At 61.6% G+C, this 16,779-nt stretch carries 15 protein-coding genes and 1 pseudogene; 5 read left to right on the forward strand and 11 right to left on the reverse strand.

The window, feature by feature from the left end:
* Positions 1 to 4 precede the first annotated feature (4 nt).
* The 4 genes and pseudogenes from NKJ67_RS23840 to hmgA all read right to left on the reverse strand — a co-directional run bounded on the left by NKJ67_RS23840 (position 5) and on the right by hmgA (position 3,518).
* Positions 5 to 292, reverse strand: a complete 288-nt coding sequence (locus NKJ67_RS23840; protein WP_127270135.1) for a hypothetical protein — start codon at positions 290 to 292, stop codon at positions 5 to 7.
* A gap of 4 nt (positions 293 to 296) precedes the next feature.
* The gene (locus NKJ67_RS23845) at positions 297 to 1,310 is read right to left on the reverse strand and encodes a fumarylacetoacetate hydrolase family protein (RefSeq protein WP_352583449.1); all 1,014 of its coding nucleotides are present in this window, start codon (positions 1,308 to 1,310) and stop codon (positions 297 to 299) included.
* Positions 1,307 to 2,193: pseudogene (locus NKJ67_RS23850) on the reverse strand (MBL fold metallo-hydrolase). The gene NKJ67_RS23845 and the pseudogene NKJ67_RS23850 overlap by 4 nt, the downstream one beginning before the upstream one ends.
* 11 nt (positions 2,194 to 2,204) lie before the next feature.
* Positions 2,205 to 3,518, reverse strand: coding sequence for a homogentisate 1,2-dioxygenase (hmgA, locus tag NKJ67_RS23855; protein ID WP_352583451.1), 1,314 nt, complete (start codon positions 3,516 to 3,518; stop codon positions 2,205 to 2,207).
* A gap of 88 nt (positions 3,519 to 3,606) precedes the next feature.
* Here hmgA and NKJ67_RS23860 point away from each other — a divergent pair, with 88 nt between their 5' ends.
* Both NKJ67_RS23860 and NKJ67_RS23865 read left to right on the forward strand, forming a co-directional pair.
* Entirely contained in the window at positions 3,607 to 4,080 is a 474-nt protein-coding gene (locus tag NKJ67_RS23860; protein ID WP_352583453.1) for a MarR family winged helix-turn-helix transcriptional regulator, read from the forward strand.
* 154 nt (positions 4,081 to 4,234) lie between these two features.
* The gene (locus tag NKJ67_RS23865; protein ID WP_127269415.1) at positions 4,235 to 4,741 is read left to right on the forward strand and encodes a DUF2380 domain-containing protein; all 507 of its coding nucleotides are present in this window, start codon (positions 4,235 to 4,237) and stop codon (positions 4,739 to 4,741) included.
* Positions 4,742 to 4,749: 8 nt separating this feature from the next.
* Here NKJ67_RS23865 and tdh read toward each other — a convergent pair whose 3' ends face one another.
* A complete protein-coding gene (tdh, locus tag NKJ67_RS23870; RefSeq protein ID WP_013533376.1) occupies positions 4,750 to 5,784 on the reverse strand; it encodes an L-threonine 3-dehydrogenase in 1,035 nt (344 codons plus the stop codon).
* A gap of 52 nt (positions 5,785 to 5,836) precedes the next feature.
* Positions 5,837 to 7,024 carry a glycine C-acetyltransferase gene (locus tag NKJ67_RS23875; RefSeq protein WP_352583455.1) on the reverse strand — a complete coding sequence of 396 codons (1,188 nt, stop codon included), beginning with the start codon at positions 7,022 to 7,024 and terminating at the stop codon, positions 5,837 to 5,839.
* Positions 7,025 to 7,355: 331 nt separating this feature from the next.
* Here NKJ67_RS23875 and NKJ67_RS23880 point away from each other — a divergent pair, with 331 nt between their 5' ends.
* Positions 7,356 to 9,422, forward strand: coding sequence for a putative bifunctional diguanylate cyclase/phosphodiesterase (locus NKJ67_RS23880; protein WP_127330657.1), 2,067 nt, complete (start codon positions 7,356 to 7,358; stop codon positions 9,420 to 9,422).
* A gap of 133 nt (positions 9,423 to 9,555) precedes the next feature.
* Positions 9,556 to 10,296, forward strand: a complete 741-nt coding sequence (locus tag NKJ67_RS23885) for a polysaccharide deacetylase family protein (RefSeq protein ID WP_127320492.1) — start codon at positions 9,556 to 9,558, stop codon at positions 10,294 to 10,296.
* A 55-nt stretch (positions 10,297 to 10,351) separates the two neighbouring features.
* On the opposite strand, the gene NKJ67_RS23890 is transcribed toward NKJ67_RS23885, so the two are convergent.
* Both NKJ67_RS23890 and NKJ67_RS23895 read right to left on the reverse strand, forming a co-directional pair.
* Complete coding sequence (locus tag NKJ67_RS23890; protein WP_256748377.1) at positions 10,352 to 11,089, reverse strand: hypothetical protein; 738 nt, start codon at positions 11,087 to 11,089, stop codon at positions 10,352 to 10,354.
* A gap of 212 nt (positions 11,090 to 11,301) precedes the next feature.
* Positions 11,302 to 13,347, reverse strand: coding sequence for an oxidoreductase (locus NKJ67_RS23895; RefSeq protein WP_352583458.1), 2,046 nt, complete (start codon positions 13,345 to 13,347; stop codon positions 11,302 to 11,304).
* 101 nt (positions 13,348 to 13,448) lie between these two features.
* On the opposite strand from NKJ67_RS23895, the gene queF reads away from it, so the two are divergent.
* Positions 13,449 to 13,910 carry a preQ(1) synthase gene (gene queF / locus NKJ67_RS23900; protein ID WP_010915503.1) on the forward strand — a complete coding sequence of 154 codons (462 nt, stop codon included), beginning with the start codon at positions 13,449 to 13,451 and terminating at the stop codon, positions 13,908 to 13,910.
* A gap of 9 nt (positions 13,911 to 13,919) precedes the next feature.
* Here the strand turns inward: queF and NKJ67_RS23905 are convergent, their stop codons facing one another.
* The 3 genes from NKJ67_RS23905 to NKJ67_RS23915 all read right to left on the reverse strand — a co-directional run bounded on the left by NKJ67_RS23905 (position 13,920) and on the right by NKJ67_RS23915 (position 16,761).
* Positions 13,920 to 14,531, reverse strand: a complete 612-nt coding sequence (locus tag NKJ67_RS23905) for a YqhG/Tai3 family protein (RefSeq protein WP_128363185.1) — start codon at positions 14,529 to 14,531, stop codon at positions 13,920 to 13,922.
* Positions 14,532 to 14,535: 4 nt separating this feature from the next.
* Positions 14,536 to 15,015, reverse strand: a complete 480-nt coding sequence (locus NKJ67_RS23910; RefSeq protein ID WP_127269038.1) for a DUF3828 domain-containing protein — start codon at positions 15,013 to 15,015, stop codon at positions 14,536 to 14,538.
* A gap of 96 nt (positions 15,016 to 15,111) precedes the next feature.
* Positions 15,112 to 16,761, reverse strand: coding sequence for an ABC transporter substrate-binding protein (locus tag NKJ67_RS23915; protein WP_352583460.1), 1,650 nt, complete (start codon positions 16,759 to 16,761; stop codon positions 15,112 to 15,114).
* Positions 16,762 to 16,779: the final 18 nt, after the last annotated feature.

The following is a 16,779-nucleotide window of genomic DNA, read 5'->3' on the forward strand; positions in this document are numbered from 1 at the left end:
GAGATCATCCCCCTGCCCGCATCAGATGCAAGCCTGCCCCCATGATCGCGAATCCGGCAAGAACGATCAGCAGAAGCCGGTTCATGCGCCGCCGCATGGCTTGCGTTTCCTCGTCGCGCGCGACGTTCATGTTGGTGATGGTGTGGAACATCATCGCCTTGCGCGGAAAGCCGCTGCGGTTGGTCAGGCCGGGCGATCGCGCCTCAATGCGGTAGCTCAGCCGGATCGCCTGGATGAAGACCGCCAGTATGGCGAGTGCCCAGACACCGGCCAGAAGATAGTCCCCCGTCATGCCCTTACCTCTCGTATTTCTCGACCTTCTGCTCAATGGCGCCGAAGATCGAATGCCCGGTTTTGTCCTTCATCTCGATGCGCACCGTGTCGCCGAAGCGCAGGAACGGCGTTTTGGGTTCGCCTGACACAATGGTCTCGATCATGCGCAGTTCGGCGATGCAGGAATAGCCAGCGCCACCGGCCGAAACAGGCTTGCCCGGCCCGCCGTCGAGCTTGTTGGAAACGGTCCCCGAGCCGATGATCGTGCCGGCCGCCAATGGCCGTGTCCTTGCTGCGTGAACGATCAGCGCCGGAAAATCGAAGGTCATGTCGATACCGGCATTGGCCCGGCCGAACGGCTTGCCGTTGAGATCGGCGAGCAGCGGCAGGCTGACCTTGCCGCCGTCCCAGGCGTCACCCAGTTCGTCCGGCGTGACCGCGACAGGCGAAAACGCCGAGGACGGTTTTGACTGGAAAAACCCGAAACCTTTGGCCAGTTCCGGTCCGGTGAGAGCGCGCAGCGTGACGTCATTGACCAGCATGACCAGCCGGATCGCCGCGCGCGCCTCATCGACACTGGCGCCCATCGGCACGTCGTCGACAATGACGGCGACTTCGCCTTCCATGTCGATGCCGAAGGCTTCGTCAGCCATGCGGATCGGATCGCGTGGCGGAATGAAAGAATCCGAGCCGCCCTGGTAGATCAGCGGGTCGGCCCAGAAGCTCGCAGGCATCTCGGCGCCGCGCGCTTTGCGCACCAGTTCGACATGATTCACATAAGCCGAGCCGTCGGCCCATTGATAGGCGCGCGGCAGCGGCGAGTGGGCGTCATGCTCGTGGAAGCGCTCCGCCGGCATCGCATTGTTCTCAAGCGATTCCGCTATTGTCGCGAGATGCGGGGCGACGCGGCGCCAGTCGTCGAGCGCCGCCTGCAGCGTGCGCACCAGGAACGAGGCGTCGGTGAAGCGTGTCAGGTCGCGCGAGACGACGACGAGTTTTCCATCGCGCGTCCCGTCCTTCAATGTGGCAAGCTTCATGCGGTTTCCTCTCCTGCTGCAGCTTTGGCGCTGCTTAAGCCCACAACAAGACCGTCGCGGGCGATCGTCAAGTCGCCGGCCCATGTTTTCCTGACAGCGGCAGTCCAGTCGGCCTCCCCGATCCCGGGATCGTCGGCCGGAATGAGATGATTGAGCACCAGTCTCTTGACGCCGGCATCGCTGGCGATGCTGCCGGCCTCTTCGGCAAAGCTGTGGCTGGCGAGCAGGTGGTCTTTCAGCCGCGCACCATTGCCGGTCCTGGCCACCAGCCGCTCGATGCCTTCCTCCAGCATGGCCTCGTGGACGAGGATATCGGCGCCTTGGGCAAAACCCGCGAGCGGTGGAAAGAAGGCCGTGTCAGCGGAGAACACCACGCTTTTTCCGCCATGCTCGAAGCGCAGGGCAAAACAGTCGGTCACCGGCGGATGCTCGACGCGCAGCGCCGAAACCGTCAAGCCACCTGCTCGAGCACCTGGCCTTCGCCGAATTCGCTGATCGAAACCAGGGCGCGAATATCCGGCCGGCCTTCATCGACGATGCGGATTTCGATATCGAACTCCATCGCCTGGCAAAAGCGCTGCCAGTAATGATCCGTGCCGGGCGGGCCGAACACGTGGACCGAGGTCGCCAGACCCGCCGTCCAGGCGGTGTGGATCAGCGGGCCCAGTTCCAGCACGTGGTCGGAGTGCAGATGCGTGATGAAGATCAGATCGAGCGATTTCAGGCCGATGCCGGCATCGACCAGGCCACGCGTGACGCCAAGCCCGCAGTCGACGACGATGCTGCGGCCGCCGATCTGCAGCAGCGAAGAGCTTGGCCACGGACCGCCTGGCCGCAGCGCAGGGCCGCCCTTCGAGCCCAAAATCACCAACCGATCCGGCATTGGCTCGGTGCTCAAGACCAGTCGCCCTCGGGCGTGCCGTTGAAACGCTTCTTCAGATCCGCCCAGCAGTCGATGTAATTGTCCTGCCGGGTTTCGAGTTCGGCGCCGTAGCGGGTCAGCATCTGCGGAAATCGGGTCTCGAACATGAACGCCATGGTGTTGTCGAGCTTGACCGGTTTCAGGTCCGCGCGCGAGGCCTTTTCGAAGCCAGGCGCATCCGGCCCATGGGCCAGCATCAGATTGTGCAGACTGATGCCGCCGGGCACAAAGCCTTCTTCCTTGGCGTCGTACTGGCCATGGATCAGGCCCATGAACTCGCTCATGATGTTGCGGTGGTACCAGGGCGGCCGGAAGGTATCTTCGGCCACCAGCCAGCGTGGCGGGAAGATGACGAAGTCGATATTGGCCGTGCCCTCCTCGCCGCTGGGTGCCGTCAGCACAGTGAAGATGGACGGGTCGGGATGGTCGAACAGCAGCGCGCCGACAGGCGAAAAGGTAGCCAGATCATATTTGTAGGGGGCGTAATTGCCGTGCCAGGCAACGACGTCCAGCGGCGAATGGCCGATCTCGGTGACATGGAAATTGCCGCACCATTTCACCATCAGCCGGCACGGGGTTTCCTTCTCCTCGAACCAGGCGCAAGGCGTCTTGAAATCGCGCGGATTGGCCAGGCAATTGGCGCCGATCGGGCCGCGGTCGGGCAGCGTCAACTTGGCGCCGTAGTTTTCGCAGACATAGCCGCGCACTTCGGCATCGACGAGTTCGACCTTGAAGACCAGACCGCGTGGCAGCACGGCGATCTCGCCGGGGCGCAGTTCGATGGCGCCCATCTCGGTGACGAAGCGCAAAGCGCCGACCTGGGGCACGACAAGCAATTCGCCGTCGGCGTTGAAGAAATGATCGTCAACCATCGAGCGGTTGGCGACATAGACGTGTGCCGCCATGCCGGTCTGGCCGAGCACGTCGCCGGCGGTGGTGATGCTGCGCATGCCGGCGATAAAATCGGTCGGCTCTTTCGGCATCGGCACCGGATTCCAGCGGTATTGGCCAAGCGCCAACTCATGATCGCCGACATTGGGCGCACTCTTCCACAAGGGATAGCTCGCAGGCTTGAAGCGGCCAGTGTGCTTGACGCTCGGTCGGATGCGGTACAGCCAGGAGCGCTCATTGGTGCCGCGCGGCGCGGTGAAGGGAGAGCCGGAAAGCTGTTCGGCGTAAAGACCGTAGGCCGGCCGCTGCGGCGAATTCCGTCCCTGCGGCAGCGAGCCGGGCAGCGTCTCGGTTTCGAAGTCGTTGCCGAAACCCGGCATGTAGGAAAAGGCCATTGCTTCCTCCCCGGAATGGATCTCAATTGACCAAACTGGTTTCATTTGTAACCATTGAAAATGTAACCATCAATGGCGGCTTTGAAAAATGGCGATCAAGAGCGAAGCGTCCGACGCGCCTGAAATTCTCAATCTGGAAAATTTCCTGCCCTACCGGCTCTACCGGCTTGCCGATGCCGTCAGCCGCGAATTTTCGCGGATCTACAAGGATAGCCACGGCCTGACGCGGCCGGAATGGCGCACCCTTTCGGGGCTGGGGCAGCATGGAACGATGACGGCGTCTGCAATCGGTGAGCAATCGGCCATGCACAAGACAAAGGTTTCGCGCGCTGTCGCCGAGCTCGAACGGCGTCGCTGGCTGACGCGAAAACCGGACGAAAAAGACCGCCGTATCGAACATCTGACGCTGACCGGAACGGGACTTGCCGCCTATCGCGAGATGGTGCCGCTGGCCAAGGCGTTCGAAGGGGATTTGCTGGCAAGGCTCAGCGCTGAAGAGCGCACGGCGATCACCAGCGGACTGGCTGCATTGGAGACCAGTCTGGTCCCGAGCAAGGGTTAGTCCAAGATCAAGCCAATCACTCTGAACGACGGAGTTCGAGCGAACCTGCGTGGGAACTCCCACCGCAGCCAAAGCATAGCATTGCTTTCGATTTGATCGTGATTTGCGTTGTCAGGCCGCGTATAATGCCCATTACACCGACGGGAGGACTACGATGAGCATTCGCGCATTAAGTGTCCTGGTGACGCTACTTGTAGGCACCTGCACATTTGCGCAGGCCCAGCAGACAAAGCCGATGTCGATCGAAGTGTTCCCTTTCGAATTGGAGGACAAGAGCGCCGGGGCGGGAATAATTCCCCCGGATGAATATGACAGGCGCTATCTGTCGGAATCGGCACAAGTTGCAAAGGACATGCTCTCCCAGTCTGGGCGCTTTACAGTAATTGATGTGCCGGCGAGGGATACACAGGCTGCTGCGCCGCACGGATTGCGCAACTGCGCTGGTTGTGAAGGACCGATTGCCAAGGAGCACGGCGCGTCGCTTGCCTTGCTTGGCGTCGTAACGCGCGTCAACCGAACGGAACATACTATGTTCATCCGCATCCTTGACGCCGAAACCGGGAGACATGTTTCGGAGGGGTTTACCGATCTTCGCATGGGTGCGAACCACGCGTGGCCCCGCTCCGTGAAATGGCTGATGAAAAACAGAATCCTGCGGTAGGGCAGCATCTACCAGTCCATCACCACCTTGCCGGAACTGCCGCTGCGCATCGCATCGAAGCCGGCTTGGAAATCGTCGATGCCGATGCGGTGGGTGATCAGGCCGGAGACATCCAGCGGGCCCTGCACAAGCGCGATCATCTTGTACCAGGTTTCGAACATCTCGCGGCCGTAGATGCCCTTGAGATGCAGCATCTTGAAGATGACCTTGTTCCAGTCGATCTCGAACCCGGTTGGCGCGATGCCCAGAATGGCGATCTTGCCGCCATTGTTCATGGTGTCGATCATGTCGCGGAAAGCGGGGGCGGCGCCCGACATTTCGAGGCCGACGTCGAACCCCTCGGTCATGCCGAGCACCGGCATGACGTCGCGCAGCTTTTCCTTCGAGGCATCGACGACATGCTGGACGCCGAGTTTCTTAGCCAGCGCCAGCCGCACCGGGTTGATGTCGGTGATGACCACTTTGCGCGCGCCGACGCATTGCGCGACGAGCGCGCCCATGATGCCGATCGGCCCGGCGCCGGTCACCAGCACATCCTCGCCGACCAGATCAAATGACAATGCGGTGTGAACGGCATTGCCCAGCGGATCGAAGATTGCGGCGATCTCGTCGGGCACATCGTCGGGGATCGGCACGACATTGTGCTGCGGGATCGCCAGATACTCGCCGAAGGCGCCAGGACGGTTGACGCCGACGCCGAGCGTGTTGCGGCACAGATGCCCTCGCCCGGCGCGACAGTTGCGGCAATGGCCGCAGACGATGTGGCCTTCGCCCGACACGCGCTGGCCGACCTTGTATTCGGTGACCGCGGCGCCGAAATCTGCGACCGTGCCGACGAATTCATGGCCGGTCACCATCGGCACCGGCACCGTCTTCTGCGCCCACTGGTCCCAATTGTAGATGTGCACGTCGGTGCCGCAGATCGCCGTCTTCTTGATCTTGATCAGCACGTCGTTGGGGCCGATCTCCGGCACCGGCACCTCTTCCATCCAGATGCCTGGTTCGGCCTTGGCCTTCACCAGCGCCTTCATCATGTTCGACATGCTTTTGTCCCTTGAATCTCTTGATCCGGAATCGCTTTTCGATTCCAGCCTTTCAGGAAATGACCCCGAGTTCGCGCCCGACGGCGGCAAACGCCTCGACCGCCCTGTCAATATCCGCACTGGAATGCGCCGCCGACATCTGCGTGCGGATGCGGGCCTGCCCTTTCGGCACCACCGGGAAGGAGAAGCCGATAACGTAAATGCCGCGCTTCAGCATGCGCGCGGCCATCTCCTGCGCCAGGCTGGCATCACCCAGCATCACCGGTATGATCGGATGATCGGCTCCGGCCAGCGTGAAGCCGAGCTTGCCCATCTGCGACCGGAAGCGCGCCGCATTGTCGTAGAGTTTGCTGCGCAGCCCATCGCCGTCCTTGATCAGTTCGAACACCTTGATCGAAGCGCCGGCGATCGCCGGCATGAGCGTGTTGGAGAAGAGATACGGCCGTGAGCGCTGGCGCAGCCAGTCGACCACCTGGCCTTTGCCCGAGGTGTAGCCACCGGAGGCCCCGCCAAGCGCCTTGCCGAGCGTGCCGGTGATGATGTCGACCCTGCCCTCGACGCCGCAATGTTCGGCCGAGCCGCGGCCGTTTCGGCCGACGAAGCCGACGGCATGGCTGTCGTCGACCATCACCATGGCGTCGTATTTCTCGGCGAGGTCGCAGACACCCCTGAGATTGGCGATGATGCCATCCATCGAAAACACGCCGTCGGTGGCGATCAACCGGAAGCGGCAGTCCCGGGCTTCCTTCAGTCGCGCCTCGAGATCGGCCATGTCGTTGTTGGCGTAGCGGAAACGTTTGGCCTTCGACAGCCGCACGCCATCGATGATCGAGGCATGATTCAAGGCATCCGAGATAATGGCGTCTTCCTCGCCCAGCAGCGTCTCGAACAGGCCGCCATTGGCATCGAAACAGGAGCCGTAGAGGATGGTGTCTTCCATGCCGAGGAAAGAGGAAATCGTGGATTCGAGCTGCTTGTGCTCTTCCTGGGTGCCGCAGATAAAGCGCACCGATGCCATGCCGTAGCCATAGCGGTCGAGCGCCTGCTTGGCAGCATTGCGCAAATCGGCGCTATCGGCGAGGCCGAGATAGTTGTTGGCACAGAAATTCAGCACCTTGTCGCCGCCGACCTCGATCTCGGCCGACTGCGTCGAAGTGATCACCCGCTCCGACTTGTAGAGGCCTGCCGATTTGAGCCCCGCGAGCTCGCCGTCGATGTGGGAGAGGAATGCTGCGGTCATGGTCGGCCTCGTTTGATGTGGGCTGACTGTCGTCTCGTCCGCGTGAAAAATCCATCGCAAAAACGACCGGATCGGTGGCAAGCAGCACGATGCCGCCCCGATGTCGATCATCATGCGGCGGCGGAAACGACGCCGCGACAAGGGTTCTGGCCGATGACCGCTCAAATGCCGGTACGGCGTTAAACGAGCCGATAACCATTTCGCGATCTTTCGACAGCCGCCCCTCGCCGGGCAGCCGTCGATTTCCGGTCCTGTTAACGTTTGCAGTTCAATGGTGCTCATACAAGAATCTTTAGGCAAGAATCCGTAGGCGAGAGGGCCGCCCCCGAAAATGTCGCAGCAGCCGGTGCAAACCGTTTCAGGCAAGCTCATACTGCTGATCAAGGCCGGCTATTGGCTGGCCCTGCTGATCATTGCGGCCATGGTGATCGCCTCCTTCATCCTGCTGCAGCAGATGATGGCCACCCAACAGCACAATCACACCTTGCTCGACATCGTCAGCACACAAAAGACGCTGTCGCAGCGCATCGTCTTCCTTGCCGGTGCAACGGGCGCCGGCTCACGCGACAAGCAACCGGCGCTGGTCAGCGCGCTCAAGCAGGCAACGGCGGAGTTCGAGACGAACTACGACCTGCTGCTCGATCAGACGGGAGCCGATCCGCAATCGCCGGCCAAGCTTGACCCGAAGTCGATCGAAAGCGTCCTTTTCGCCAAGCCCTTCCACCTCGACTATTTCTCGGTCGGGCTGATCGCCAATGGCGACCGCCTGATCTCGGCCTATGAATCGCAATTCAGCGGCAATGGCGGTTACAAGGGCGGCGACGAACGCGTCAATCTCGACGCCTCCGTCGCCAATGCGACCTTGTCGGGCTACGCCGCGCTTGGCCAGCGCATCACTGCCGACGCCGACGACCGCTCCGAGAAGCTGCTCGCTCTCCATCGCACGCTGTTCTACGCCACAATCGGCGTCATCATACTGGTGGCGCTCTTCATCTTCAGGCCGATGTCGAACGCCATCCTGCGCAAGACGCATGAATTGATCGACGCGCGCAATTCCATGGCCTTCATCGCGGTGCATGACGGCCTTACCGGCCTGCACAACCGCACGTTCCTGACCGATCATTTCGACACGCTGATCAAGGGAACGCACCGGCGTCGCGAACGCCTTGCCGTCGTCCAGCTCGATCTCGACCGATTCAAGCAGATCAACGATACGCTCGGCCACGCCGCCGGCGACTATGTGCTGGTCGTGACGGCACAGCGCATGCGCGATTCCTGCCGGGCGTCGGATCTGTGCGTGCGCCTGGGCGGCGACGAGTTCGTCATGATCCTCGGCGGCGCCGGCGGCACCGAAGACATCAATATGCTGGCGCGACGCATCCTGGCACATATCAACGAGCCGATCGTCTTCCAGGGCACGACCATTCTCCCAGGCGCCAGCGCCGGCATCGCGGTCTATCCGATCGACGCCGACAATGCCGGGGATTTGCTGGTCCACGCCGATCTGGCGCTTTACTCCGCCAAGAAGCTTGGCGGCGGCAACTTCTCCTTCTTCTCCGAGGAGCTGCGCCGCGAACTCGACTATCGCAAGCAGCTCGAGCACGACATCAAGGTTGCCATCGCCGAGCGGGCGTTCCAGGTCTATTTCCAGCCGCAGGTCTCACTGACCCACGGCACGATCAGCGGCATCGAGGCGCTGGTGCGCTGGAACCATGCGGAGCGCGGCATGATCCCGCCCGGCGAGTTCATTCCGGTCGCCGAGAAATGCGGCTTCATGCCCGAGATCGGCCGCATCGTCATCACCAAGGCGATCAACGAGGCGGCCGAATGGAACCGCGCCGGCATTGCCTTCGGACGGCTTGCCGTCAATGTTTCCGGCACCGAGCTGCGCGAACACGATTTCGATGCGTTCTTGTTCGAGACGCTGGAAAAGGCCGGGCTGCCGCCGCAGAAACTGTCGCTGGAAATCGTCGAATCCGTCATCCTCGATGACGAAAAGACGGGTATCGCGGCCAAGCTGCGGCACATCCGGGCAGCCGGCGTCCATCTCGAACTCGATGATTTCGGCACCGGCTATGCTTCGCTCAGCCATGTCAACCCGAACGAGATCGACCGGCTGAAGATCGATCGCCGCTTCGTCCAGAACATCCATGAGAATGGCGACAACTCGAAGATCGTCCGCGCCATCACCGAGCTGGCGCGTGGCCTTGGCATCTCGATCGTCGCAGAGGGCGCCGAAACCGAGGCCGAGCTCAATTCGCTGATGGCGATCGGCTGCGACCAGGTGCAGGGCTACTCCATCGCCTTCCCGATGCCGCACGACAAGGCGCTGGAATGGCTGACCGCCCGCATGCCCAAGAAGGCCAAGCTGACGGTGCTGCAAGGAAGCCTGGCATAGGTTTGCCTTTTTGTTTGCGCATGTCGTTATCCCAAAACCGCTGCGCACTTTTGGGCGACATGCACCGGCTCGCCTTGACAAGCCGTTGTGGACATGGCGGCCTTGTCGTGATCGCAACCGGATATCGGGGCTGATGACACCGTTTCGGTTTGTGCTGGCGGCGGTTTTGATTTTTGCGGTTCCCGCCCAAGGGGCCGATCGCATAATATATCTTACCTTCGACGATGGGCCGCTGAACGGCACAAGCAACATCCTCGATGTGCTGGAAGCCGAGCAGGTTCCTGCAACCCTATTCATGGTCGGCATGCACGCACAGGCTAGCGCCGCCAACAGAGCGCTCGTCCAGCGCGCCAGGCAGCTTCCTCTGGTGACGCTCGGCAACCACAGCTACAGCCATGCCTACAATCACTACCGGCATTTCTACGGCGACACCGAAGGTGTCGTCGCCGACATGGTAAGGGCAAACGCGGTGCTCGGGTTGAAGCCCGTGGTGCATGCAAGGCTACCGGGGCGCGACGTGTTCAGGCTGCCCTCCATGTCGAAGAACGACACCTCGCTTGGGCTCGCCCAGGAGGGGCGTGAAGAGCCCGACTACGAGTTTGTCGCTGCCTCAGGCTTCTATCTCTACGGCTGGGACCATGAATGGGTGCACAAGGACAACGGCGAGCCGGTGCAGAGCGTCGATCATCTGGTCAGCGAGATCGATCACCTGTTCGGCTATGGCCGCTTCGTCAAGCCCGGCAAGCTGATCCTGCTGATGCATGACGAAATGTTCCAGGACGGTTTCGACGGCAAGACGAAGCTGACCAATTTGATCACCGCGCTGAAGCTGCGCCGTTACAGCTTTGGGGCAATCCAGGGCTATGACGACTGAGCCGGCAAGGACGGCCACTTCTCAGCGGATTGCGCATCGCGGGACCAGCAAGGTGTCAAAGCACCTCGACTGATTCGCCGCGTAACTTGTGGCGACGCAATTTGATGTATGTGCGTAAATTTGGCGTAATCTGAAAGCCAATCAGCTTCGTCTCCTGGAGGGGAGCAGCCCACGCCATCGTCTCGTAGCGGGCACCGTAACCTTCGATGGTGACGGCAAGATTTTCGCGGCCCAGATACCTCGCCAGAGTGGCACAGGCAGCAACCCTCGATCGTATGGACTGACCGTATTTGGGCGCAAACGCCAATCCTCCGTCCGCCAGGTCATCCACCTCATGGGCAAGCACTAGGAACAAGATGTCCTCGTCGCCGGCCGGCACACCGGCATCCACAAGGCGCTCGGGGTCTCCGGTATCGAATTTCAGTCCGACCAGGCGGGCGACAAGACCTTCAACCCGGGGACCGATTATTTGCTCCAGCCATCTGCGGTGTGCATCGGTGCGCCTGCTGGACTTTCCGTCCGGATAGTGGCCGCTGTCGTAGGCAGCGTGAAACATCGCGGCCAGGACAAGATCGACGCTTTTATCGAAATGCGCGGCCGATGACGCAGCTCCCACCGCATGGCAGATGAACGGCCGTCCTGTCTTGCGGTAGCGGCCGTTGAACATCGCGCAACACACACGATACGCCTTTTGCACCCGGGCGATATCGGCAACCGGATATCCAGCCTCGTATAGCTGCATGTAGAGCGCCGTATTGGTCTGGCGCGGAACGAACAGATCTTCTGTGGTCAACTTGTCCCCCCGGACTTTCTTAGGTTTTCGTCAACTTTTCTCGGCAGAAGACGCACTGCTTCGCGATTTCCCTGCAGACTTGCAGTAGAATGAAACTGATCCCAAGCGTTTGGATCACCCTAGATCGTTACAAGTACGACAGGGAAAGTCCAGTCTAGGGGCTCTTGCAGGAAGCTTCGGCCGCGCGCTACCGATCCTGGCGATAGCTAATTTCAGATCCGCAAGCCGAACCTGATGCCGTCATAGATGGCGGCATGAATGTTGCGCGAGGCGACCGCGTCGCCGATGCGGAACAGAACAAAGCCGCCTTCTGGATTGCACTTGGGAAAGATGTCGCCACCGCTCACCAGACGCTCGTAGTCGACCGCGCCGCCATTCTTCGACAGCGGCTTCAGCAAGAGGTATAGATCGTCGAGCGGTAGCGTACCGTGCTCGACCACCACCTGGTCGACCCTGCGCTCGCCGCGCCAGCCATCGGCGAAATCCGAAGCCAGCTCTGCGATCAGCTGGTTGCCCTCACGCCGCACCGAACGCAGCCGCGTGTTGATGGTTATGGTGACGCCCCCCTCCTGAAAGGCCCTGATATAGGGCACATGGTTCATGCCGCCCATTTCCGGGGCAAAGAAACGCTCCGGCGAGACAAGTTCGAGTTTAGCGCCGGCATTGGCGATCAGTTCGGCGGCGCCCATGCCCTGATGGCCGCCATTGTCGTCATAGAGCAGCACATTTTCGGCCGGCTTGACGCTGCCGGCCATGATGTCCCAGCTCGAGGTGACAAGGTTGTCGCCTGATGTCAGCGGCGGGTTCTGCGGCAGGCCGCCGGTGGCGACCACCACCACATCGGGCGACAGCGCCAGGACATCGTCTTTTTCCGCCCAGGTGTCGTAGCGGATCTCGACACCGAGCCGGTCGAGTTCGGCCAGCCGCCAGTCGATGATGCCGATCAGCTCCTTGCGGCGCGGGTTCTGCGTCGCCAATCGCACCTGGCCGCCGGCTTGGCTCGATGCTTCAAGCACCATCACCTTGTGGCCACGCTCGGCTGCGACCCGCGCAACCTCCAGCCCGCCGGCGCCGGCCCCGACGACCACGATTTTCTGCTTCGGTCCTTCGGTCTTGACGATGATATGCGGGATTTCGGCCTCGCGGCCGGTCGCGGCATTGTGGACGCAAAGCGCTTCGCCGCCCTCATAAATGCGGTCGAGACAATAGGTGGCGCCCACGCACGGGCGGATCTCATGCTCGCGCCCCTCCATCACTTTTTTGATGATGTGCGGATCAGCGATATGGGCGCGGGTCATGCCGACCATGTCGAGCTTGCCGGTGGCGATGGCGTGGCGTGCGGTGGCCACGTCGGATATGCGCGCCGCGTGGAAGGTCGGGAATTTCGTCGCCGCCCTCACCTCTCCGGCGAAATCGAGATGCGGCGAAGAGCGCATGCCGGTCACCGGGATGACCTTGGTCAGCGCCGCATCGCTCTCGATCGAGCCCCGAATAATGTTGAGGAAATCGACCTTGCCGGAGCCCGCCAGCCGCCTGGCGATTTCGATCCCCTCCGCCTTCGACAGGCCTTTTTCGAAATCTTCGTCGGCGACCATGCGGATGCCGACGACGAATTTGTCGCCGACGGCTGCCCGCACGGCATCGAGCACCATGTTGGTAAAGCGCAGGCGATTGTCCAGCGAGCCGCCGAATTCGTCGTCGCGATGATTGGTGGCTGGCGACCAGAAGCCGTCCATCAGATGGCCGTAGGATTCGAACTCGATGCCGTCGAGGCCGGCGGCCTCGCAGCGCTGGGCGGCCGAAGCATAGTCGGCGACGATGCGCTCAATGTCCCAGTCCTCGATCGTCTTCGGGAATGCGCGATGCGCCGGCTCACGTACCGGCGAGGCCGAGAGCACCGGCAGCCAGTCGGCCTTGTTCCAGCCGGTACGGCGGCCGAGATGGGTGATCTGGATCATCACCTTGCAGTCGTGCTCGTGGCAGGCGTCAGCGAGCTCGGCCAGCCATGGCACGATCCTGTCGTCATAGACGTGCAGATTGCCGAAAGCGGCCGGGCTGTCGCGCGAGACGATCGCCGAGCCGGCGGTCATGGTCAGAGCCATGCCGCCCTTGGCCTTCTCGGCATGGTAGAGCCGGTAGCGCTGTTTCGGCATGCCGTCTTCCGAATAGGCCGGCTCATGGCTGGTCGACATGACCCGGTTCTTCAGCGTCAGATGTTTGAGCTGGTAGGGCTGGAGAAGCGGATCGTTGCTGGTCATCGTCTTCCTGCGGTTTCAAATTGTGCTAATGAGCGGCAAAATTCGTTTTCAAGCATGTCGTCCCGCACGCACTCCGGGCGCATGCGACAAGGATAGCGCCCATGATCGACACCAAAACCCTCACCCAGCTCGGCGCGCACGTCGAGACGCCACAAAGCCCCGAAGCAGCGGTCCTGGAGACCGTACCGTTTTCGCGCGGCGACGGCCCGCCGGCGATCGTGCGCTTTACCTGCCCGGAATTCACCTCGCTGTGCCCAGTCACCGGCCAGCCGGACTTCGCCCATATCGTCATCGACTATGCACCCGACGCGGCTCTGGTGGAATCGAAGTCGCTCAAGCTGTTCATGACCTCGTTTCGCAACCATGGCGCCTTCCATGAAGACTGCACCGTAATGATCGGCCGCCGCATCGTGGCGGCAACCAAGCCGCTGTGGTTGCGCATAGGCGGCTATTGGTATCCACGCGGCGGCATTCCGATCGATGTGTTCTGGCAAACCGGCGCTCCGCCCGAAGGCGCCTGGCTGCCCGACACCGGGGTTGCGCCTTATCGCGGGCGGGGTTGAGCTCGCTCATCATTCGCACTGATATTGGCTGAGTGCCCATTCGCCGGTTACCGACAACAGGTCCGTGATCTTCCAGTCGCCGTCGACCCTCTTGAATTTCCATTCCAGCCGGTGCGGGTTGCCCGATATGACGAAGGCGACGATGACCTTGGCCTGGTCGCCGTTGATCGCCTCGAGGGTCTTCAGGCTCTTGTCGATCTCGGCCTTGTCGTAATCGGCATTGTCGAGCGCCATGTTGGGGTCGAGGCACTCGCCCTGCCCCGATTTGCGCAAGGCGTCGCTCTTGTCGAGCACGGTTTTGGCCGGGTCGATGAAATGGCTTCGCTCGGCCGGATCGATCTCCAGTCCGACCTGATCGTAAAACGGCCGCACCACGGCGGTCGGCGAGCCCGGCTGAATCGGTGCGGCGGGCGCGGCTTCGGCTGGCGACCATCCCACCGGCGGCGTGGCCGGTTCCGCCGCTCCGCCCGGCGCATTTGCGGGCGGTGCCCCGCTGTCGCCCGGCTGGGTGCCGGCCGGGGCGTTTGCCGGCGGCGCACCCAACAAGCCTTGCGCGGCGGCCCCGCTCAGAGCCGCCAGCAGGCACACACCCGACAGCGCCAGGAACCGGCGATGGGCCATCGCTTCACTCCGGCGTCTGGCCGGCCATGCATTCCAGCGCGCTGAGCGTCCAGTCGCTGGTCTTGGAAGCGATGTCCGATATCTTCCACTTGCCGTCGATCTTCTTGAGCGACCAGAGCATTTCACGTTTGGAATCATCGCCCTCGGAGAACAGGCTGAAGGATGCCGTGACCTGTGCGTTATCGCCATCCAGCTTCTCAGACAGTTTCAGCGTTTTCGAGACGGTTTTCTGATCGAAATCCTGGGCGTCGAGACCAGGATCGAAATCGATGCAGGCGACCTGGTCCGGGTTCGTCTTCGTTGCCTGGTCGTTCAGCTCGAACAGTTTCGTCACCGGTTCGGTGAACCGATCCCGATATTGTTCGTCGGCCTCGAACTTGACCGCCGGGACATAGAAGAACTTCACCGCGTCGGAAGCCGGTCCGGCGACGGCGGCGCCCGGCAGGGCTATCGAAAGGGCGGCAACGAGCACTGTCAGTCTCATGCAGAATCTCCGGCTTTTGATGGCTTGAGCCTATCAATACCACGCATCCTGCATATCGGCTTTTTTGCGGCTCATGAAGTCCTGCCGCGCCTTGTTTCAGCCGTCCAGCCAGACGTTCTGAAGGTCCATCTCGAATGTCTGGTGAACACCATAGTTCTTCACCTTCTTGTTCTGGTGGCTGTAGAGTTTCTGCCAGAACGGCTGAATAATGACGCCCGAATCCTGCAGGATCTGCTCGACATCCTTCATGACCTCGCGTCGTTTCTCCACGTCGATGAGCGATAGCGCCTGCTTGAGCTTGGCGTCGAAATCGGGGTTGGAATATGCCGATTCATTCCAGGCCTCGCCGGTGCGATAGCCGAGCGCCAGCACCTGGACGCCAAGCGGGCGCATGTACCAGATCGTCATCGAATAGGGATATTTCGTCCAGTCGTTCCAGAAGGTCGAACCCGGCAGCACCGTGCGCTTCACCCTGATTCCGGCATCGCGCAGCTGGCCGGCAATGGCGTCGCCGGTATTCTTCTGCCAATCGTCCTCGATGGTGATCAGCTCATGCTCGAAGTCAGCCTGTCCGGCTTCCGCCATCAGCTTCTTGGCGCCGGCGGCGTCGCGTGTCTTCTTGGGCAGCGGATAGTATTCCGGATGGATCGGGGCAACGTGGTGGTTTTCGCCAGGGGTGCCTCGCCCGGCATAACCAAGTTGGAGGACCGCATTGTTGTCGACGGCCATTTGCAAGGCGTTGCGCACCCGCTTGTCGTCATAAGGCTTGTGGGTGATGTTGGTGCGGGCAACCAGCGTCGTCGCCGTCGCCACCTCCGATTTCACCAGATCCATCTTGTCGAGAATGTCGATGAAGTCGGCGGGCGACTCGAAATTGAGGTCGATCTCACCGGATTCGAACGCGTTCACGGTGGCGTTGAAATCGGTGCCGTAGTCGATGAACTCGACGCTGTCGAGCGGCGCTTCACCACCCCACCATTTGCCATTCTCGCGACGCTTGACGACCGCCTTCTGGCCGACATCGTAGGAGACCAGTTCGAACGGTCCCGTGCCGATCGGCTTCTTGATCGGATCGGCACCGTCGGCATCGAAGTTGCGATGCACGACGAGTGCCGGATAGTCGGTGAAATTCGGGATCAGTGAAATGTCTGGTTCGCTTAGCTTCAGCTTGACCGTGTTGTCGTCGACCTTGGTGATCGCGCCATCCCTGGCCTTGCCGGTCTTTGCGTCGATCAGCGCGCCGACACGGGCGGCCATGGAATTGCCGGCGACATTCTTCTCGCACCAGCGCGTCAGATTGTGAGCGACGTCATCGGCGTTGAAGGCATCGCCGTTGTTCCATGTGATGCCCTTGCGCACATGCAGCACGTATTCGGTGGCGTCGTCATTGATATCCCAACTTTCGAGCAGAACCGGCTCGAAGGTGAACTGCCTGGTATAGCGGACAAGCGGCTCCAGCCAGCAGCGCGAAATGTTCGCCAGCTCAACCCAGTCGTAGGTGCGCGGATCCTTCTGCCCCTTCACCGACATCGAGACGCGCAGCGTTCCGCCTTTCTTCGGCTCTTCGGCCAAGGCCCGATCCGGCACGGCAAGGCCGATCATGGCGTAGGCAAGCGCCGTCGATGCGCCGAAGGCGCTCGCCAGCGCCAGGAACTCGCGCCGATCGACACGACCCGCGCGTGCTTCGACCGCCATTGCCTCGATAGCGCTCGGCACGCGATCGCCACTGCTTCTGAAGAATGCCATTTTTTCCTCCCGTCTGGT

The sequence above is a fragment of the Mesorhizobium sp. M0088 genome, from assembly GCF_040322895.1.
In the GTDB taxonomy this organism is placed as follows: Bacteria; Pseudomonadota; Alphaproteobacteria; order Rhizobiales; family Rhizobiaceae; genus Mesorhizobium.

Bases quoted from the DNA above. Each gene is read 5' to 3' on its own strand.
- NKJ67_RS23915 (WP_352583460.1), bottom strand. From the start codon at position 16,761: ATGGCATTCTTCAGAAGCAGTGGCGATCGCGTGCCGAGCGCTATCGAG.
- NKJ67_RS23905 (WP_128363185.1), bottom strand. From the start codon at position 14,531: ATGGCCCATCGCCGGTTCCTGGCGCTGTCGGGTGTGTGCCTGCTGGCG.
- NKJ67_RS23860 (WP_352583453.1), top strand. From the start codon at position 3,607: ATGGCGATCAAGAGCGAAGCGTCCGACGCGCCTGAAATTCTCAATCTG.
- NKJ67_RS23880 (WP_127330657.1), top strand. From the start codon at position 7,356: ATGTCGCAGCAGCCGGTGCAAACCGTTTCAGGCAAGCTCATACTGCTG.
- hmgA (WP_352583451.1), bottom strand. From the start codon at position 3,518: ATGGCCTTTTCCTACATGCCGGGTTTCGGCAACGACTTCGAAACCGAG.
- NKJ67_RS23840 (WP_127270135.1), bottom strand. From the start codon at position 292: ATGACGGGGGACTATCTTCTGGCCGGTGTCTGGGCACTCGCCATACTG.
- tdh (WP_013533376.1), bottom strand. From the start codon at position 5,784: ATGTCGAACATGATGAAGGCGCTGGTGAAGGCCAAGGCCGAACCAGGC.
- NKJ67_RS23845 (WP_352583449.1), bottom strand. From the start codon at position 1,310: ATGAAGCTTGCCACATTGAAGGACGGGACGCGCGATGGAAAACTCGTC.
- queF (WP_010915503.1), top strand. From the start codon at position 13,449: ATGATCGACACCAAAACCCTCACCCAGCTCGGCGCGCACGTCGAGACG.
- NKJ67_RS23875 (WP_352583455.1), bottom strand. From the start codon at position 7,024: ATGACCGCAGCATTCCTCTCCCACATCGACGGCGAGCTCGCGGGGCTC.
- NKJ67_RS23895 (WP_352583458.1), bottom strand. From the start codon at position 13,347: ATGACCAGCAACGATCCGCTTCTCCAGCCCTACCAGCTCAAACATCTG.
- NKJ67_RS23910 (WP_127269038.1), bottom strand. From the start codon at position 15,015: ATGAGACTGACAGTGCTCGTTGCCGCCCTTTCGATAGCCCTGCCGGGC.
- NKJ67_RS23865 (WP_127269415.1), top strand. From the start codon at position 4,235: ATGAGCATTCGCGCATTAAGTGTCCTGGTGACGCTACTTGTAGGCACC.
- NKJ67_RS23885 (WP_127320492.1), top strand. From the start codon at position 9,556: ATGACACCGTTTCGGTTTGTGCTGGCGGCGGTTTTGATTTTTGCGGTT.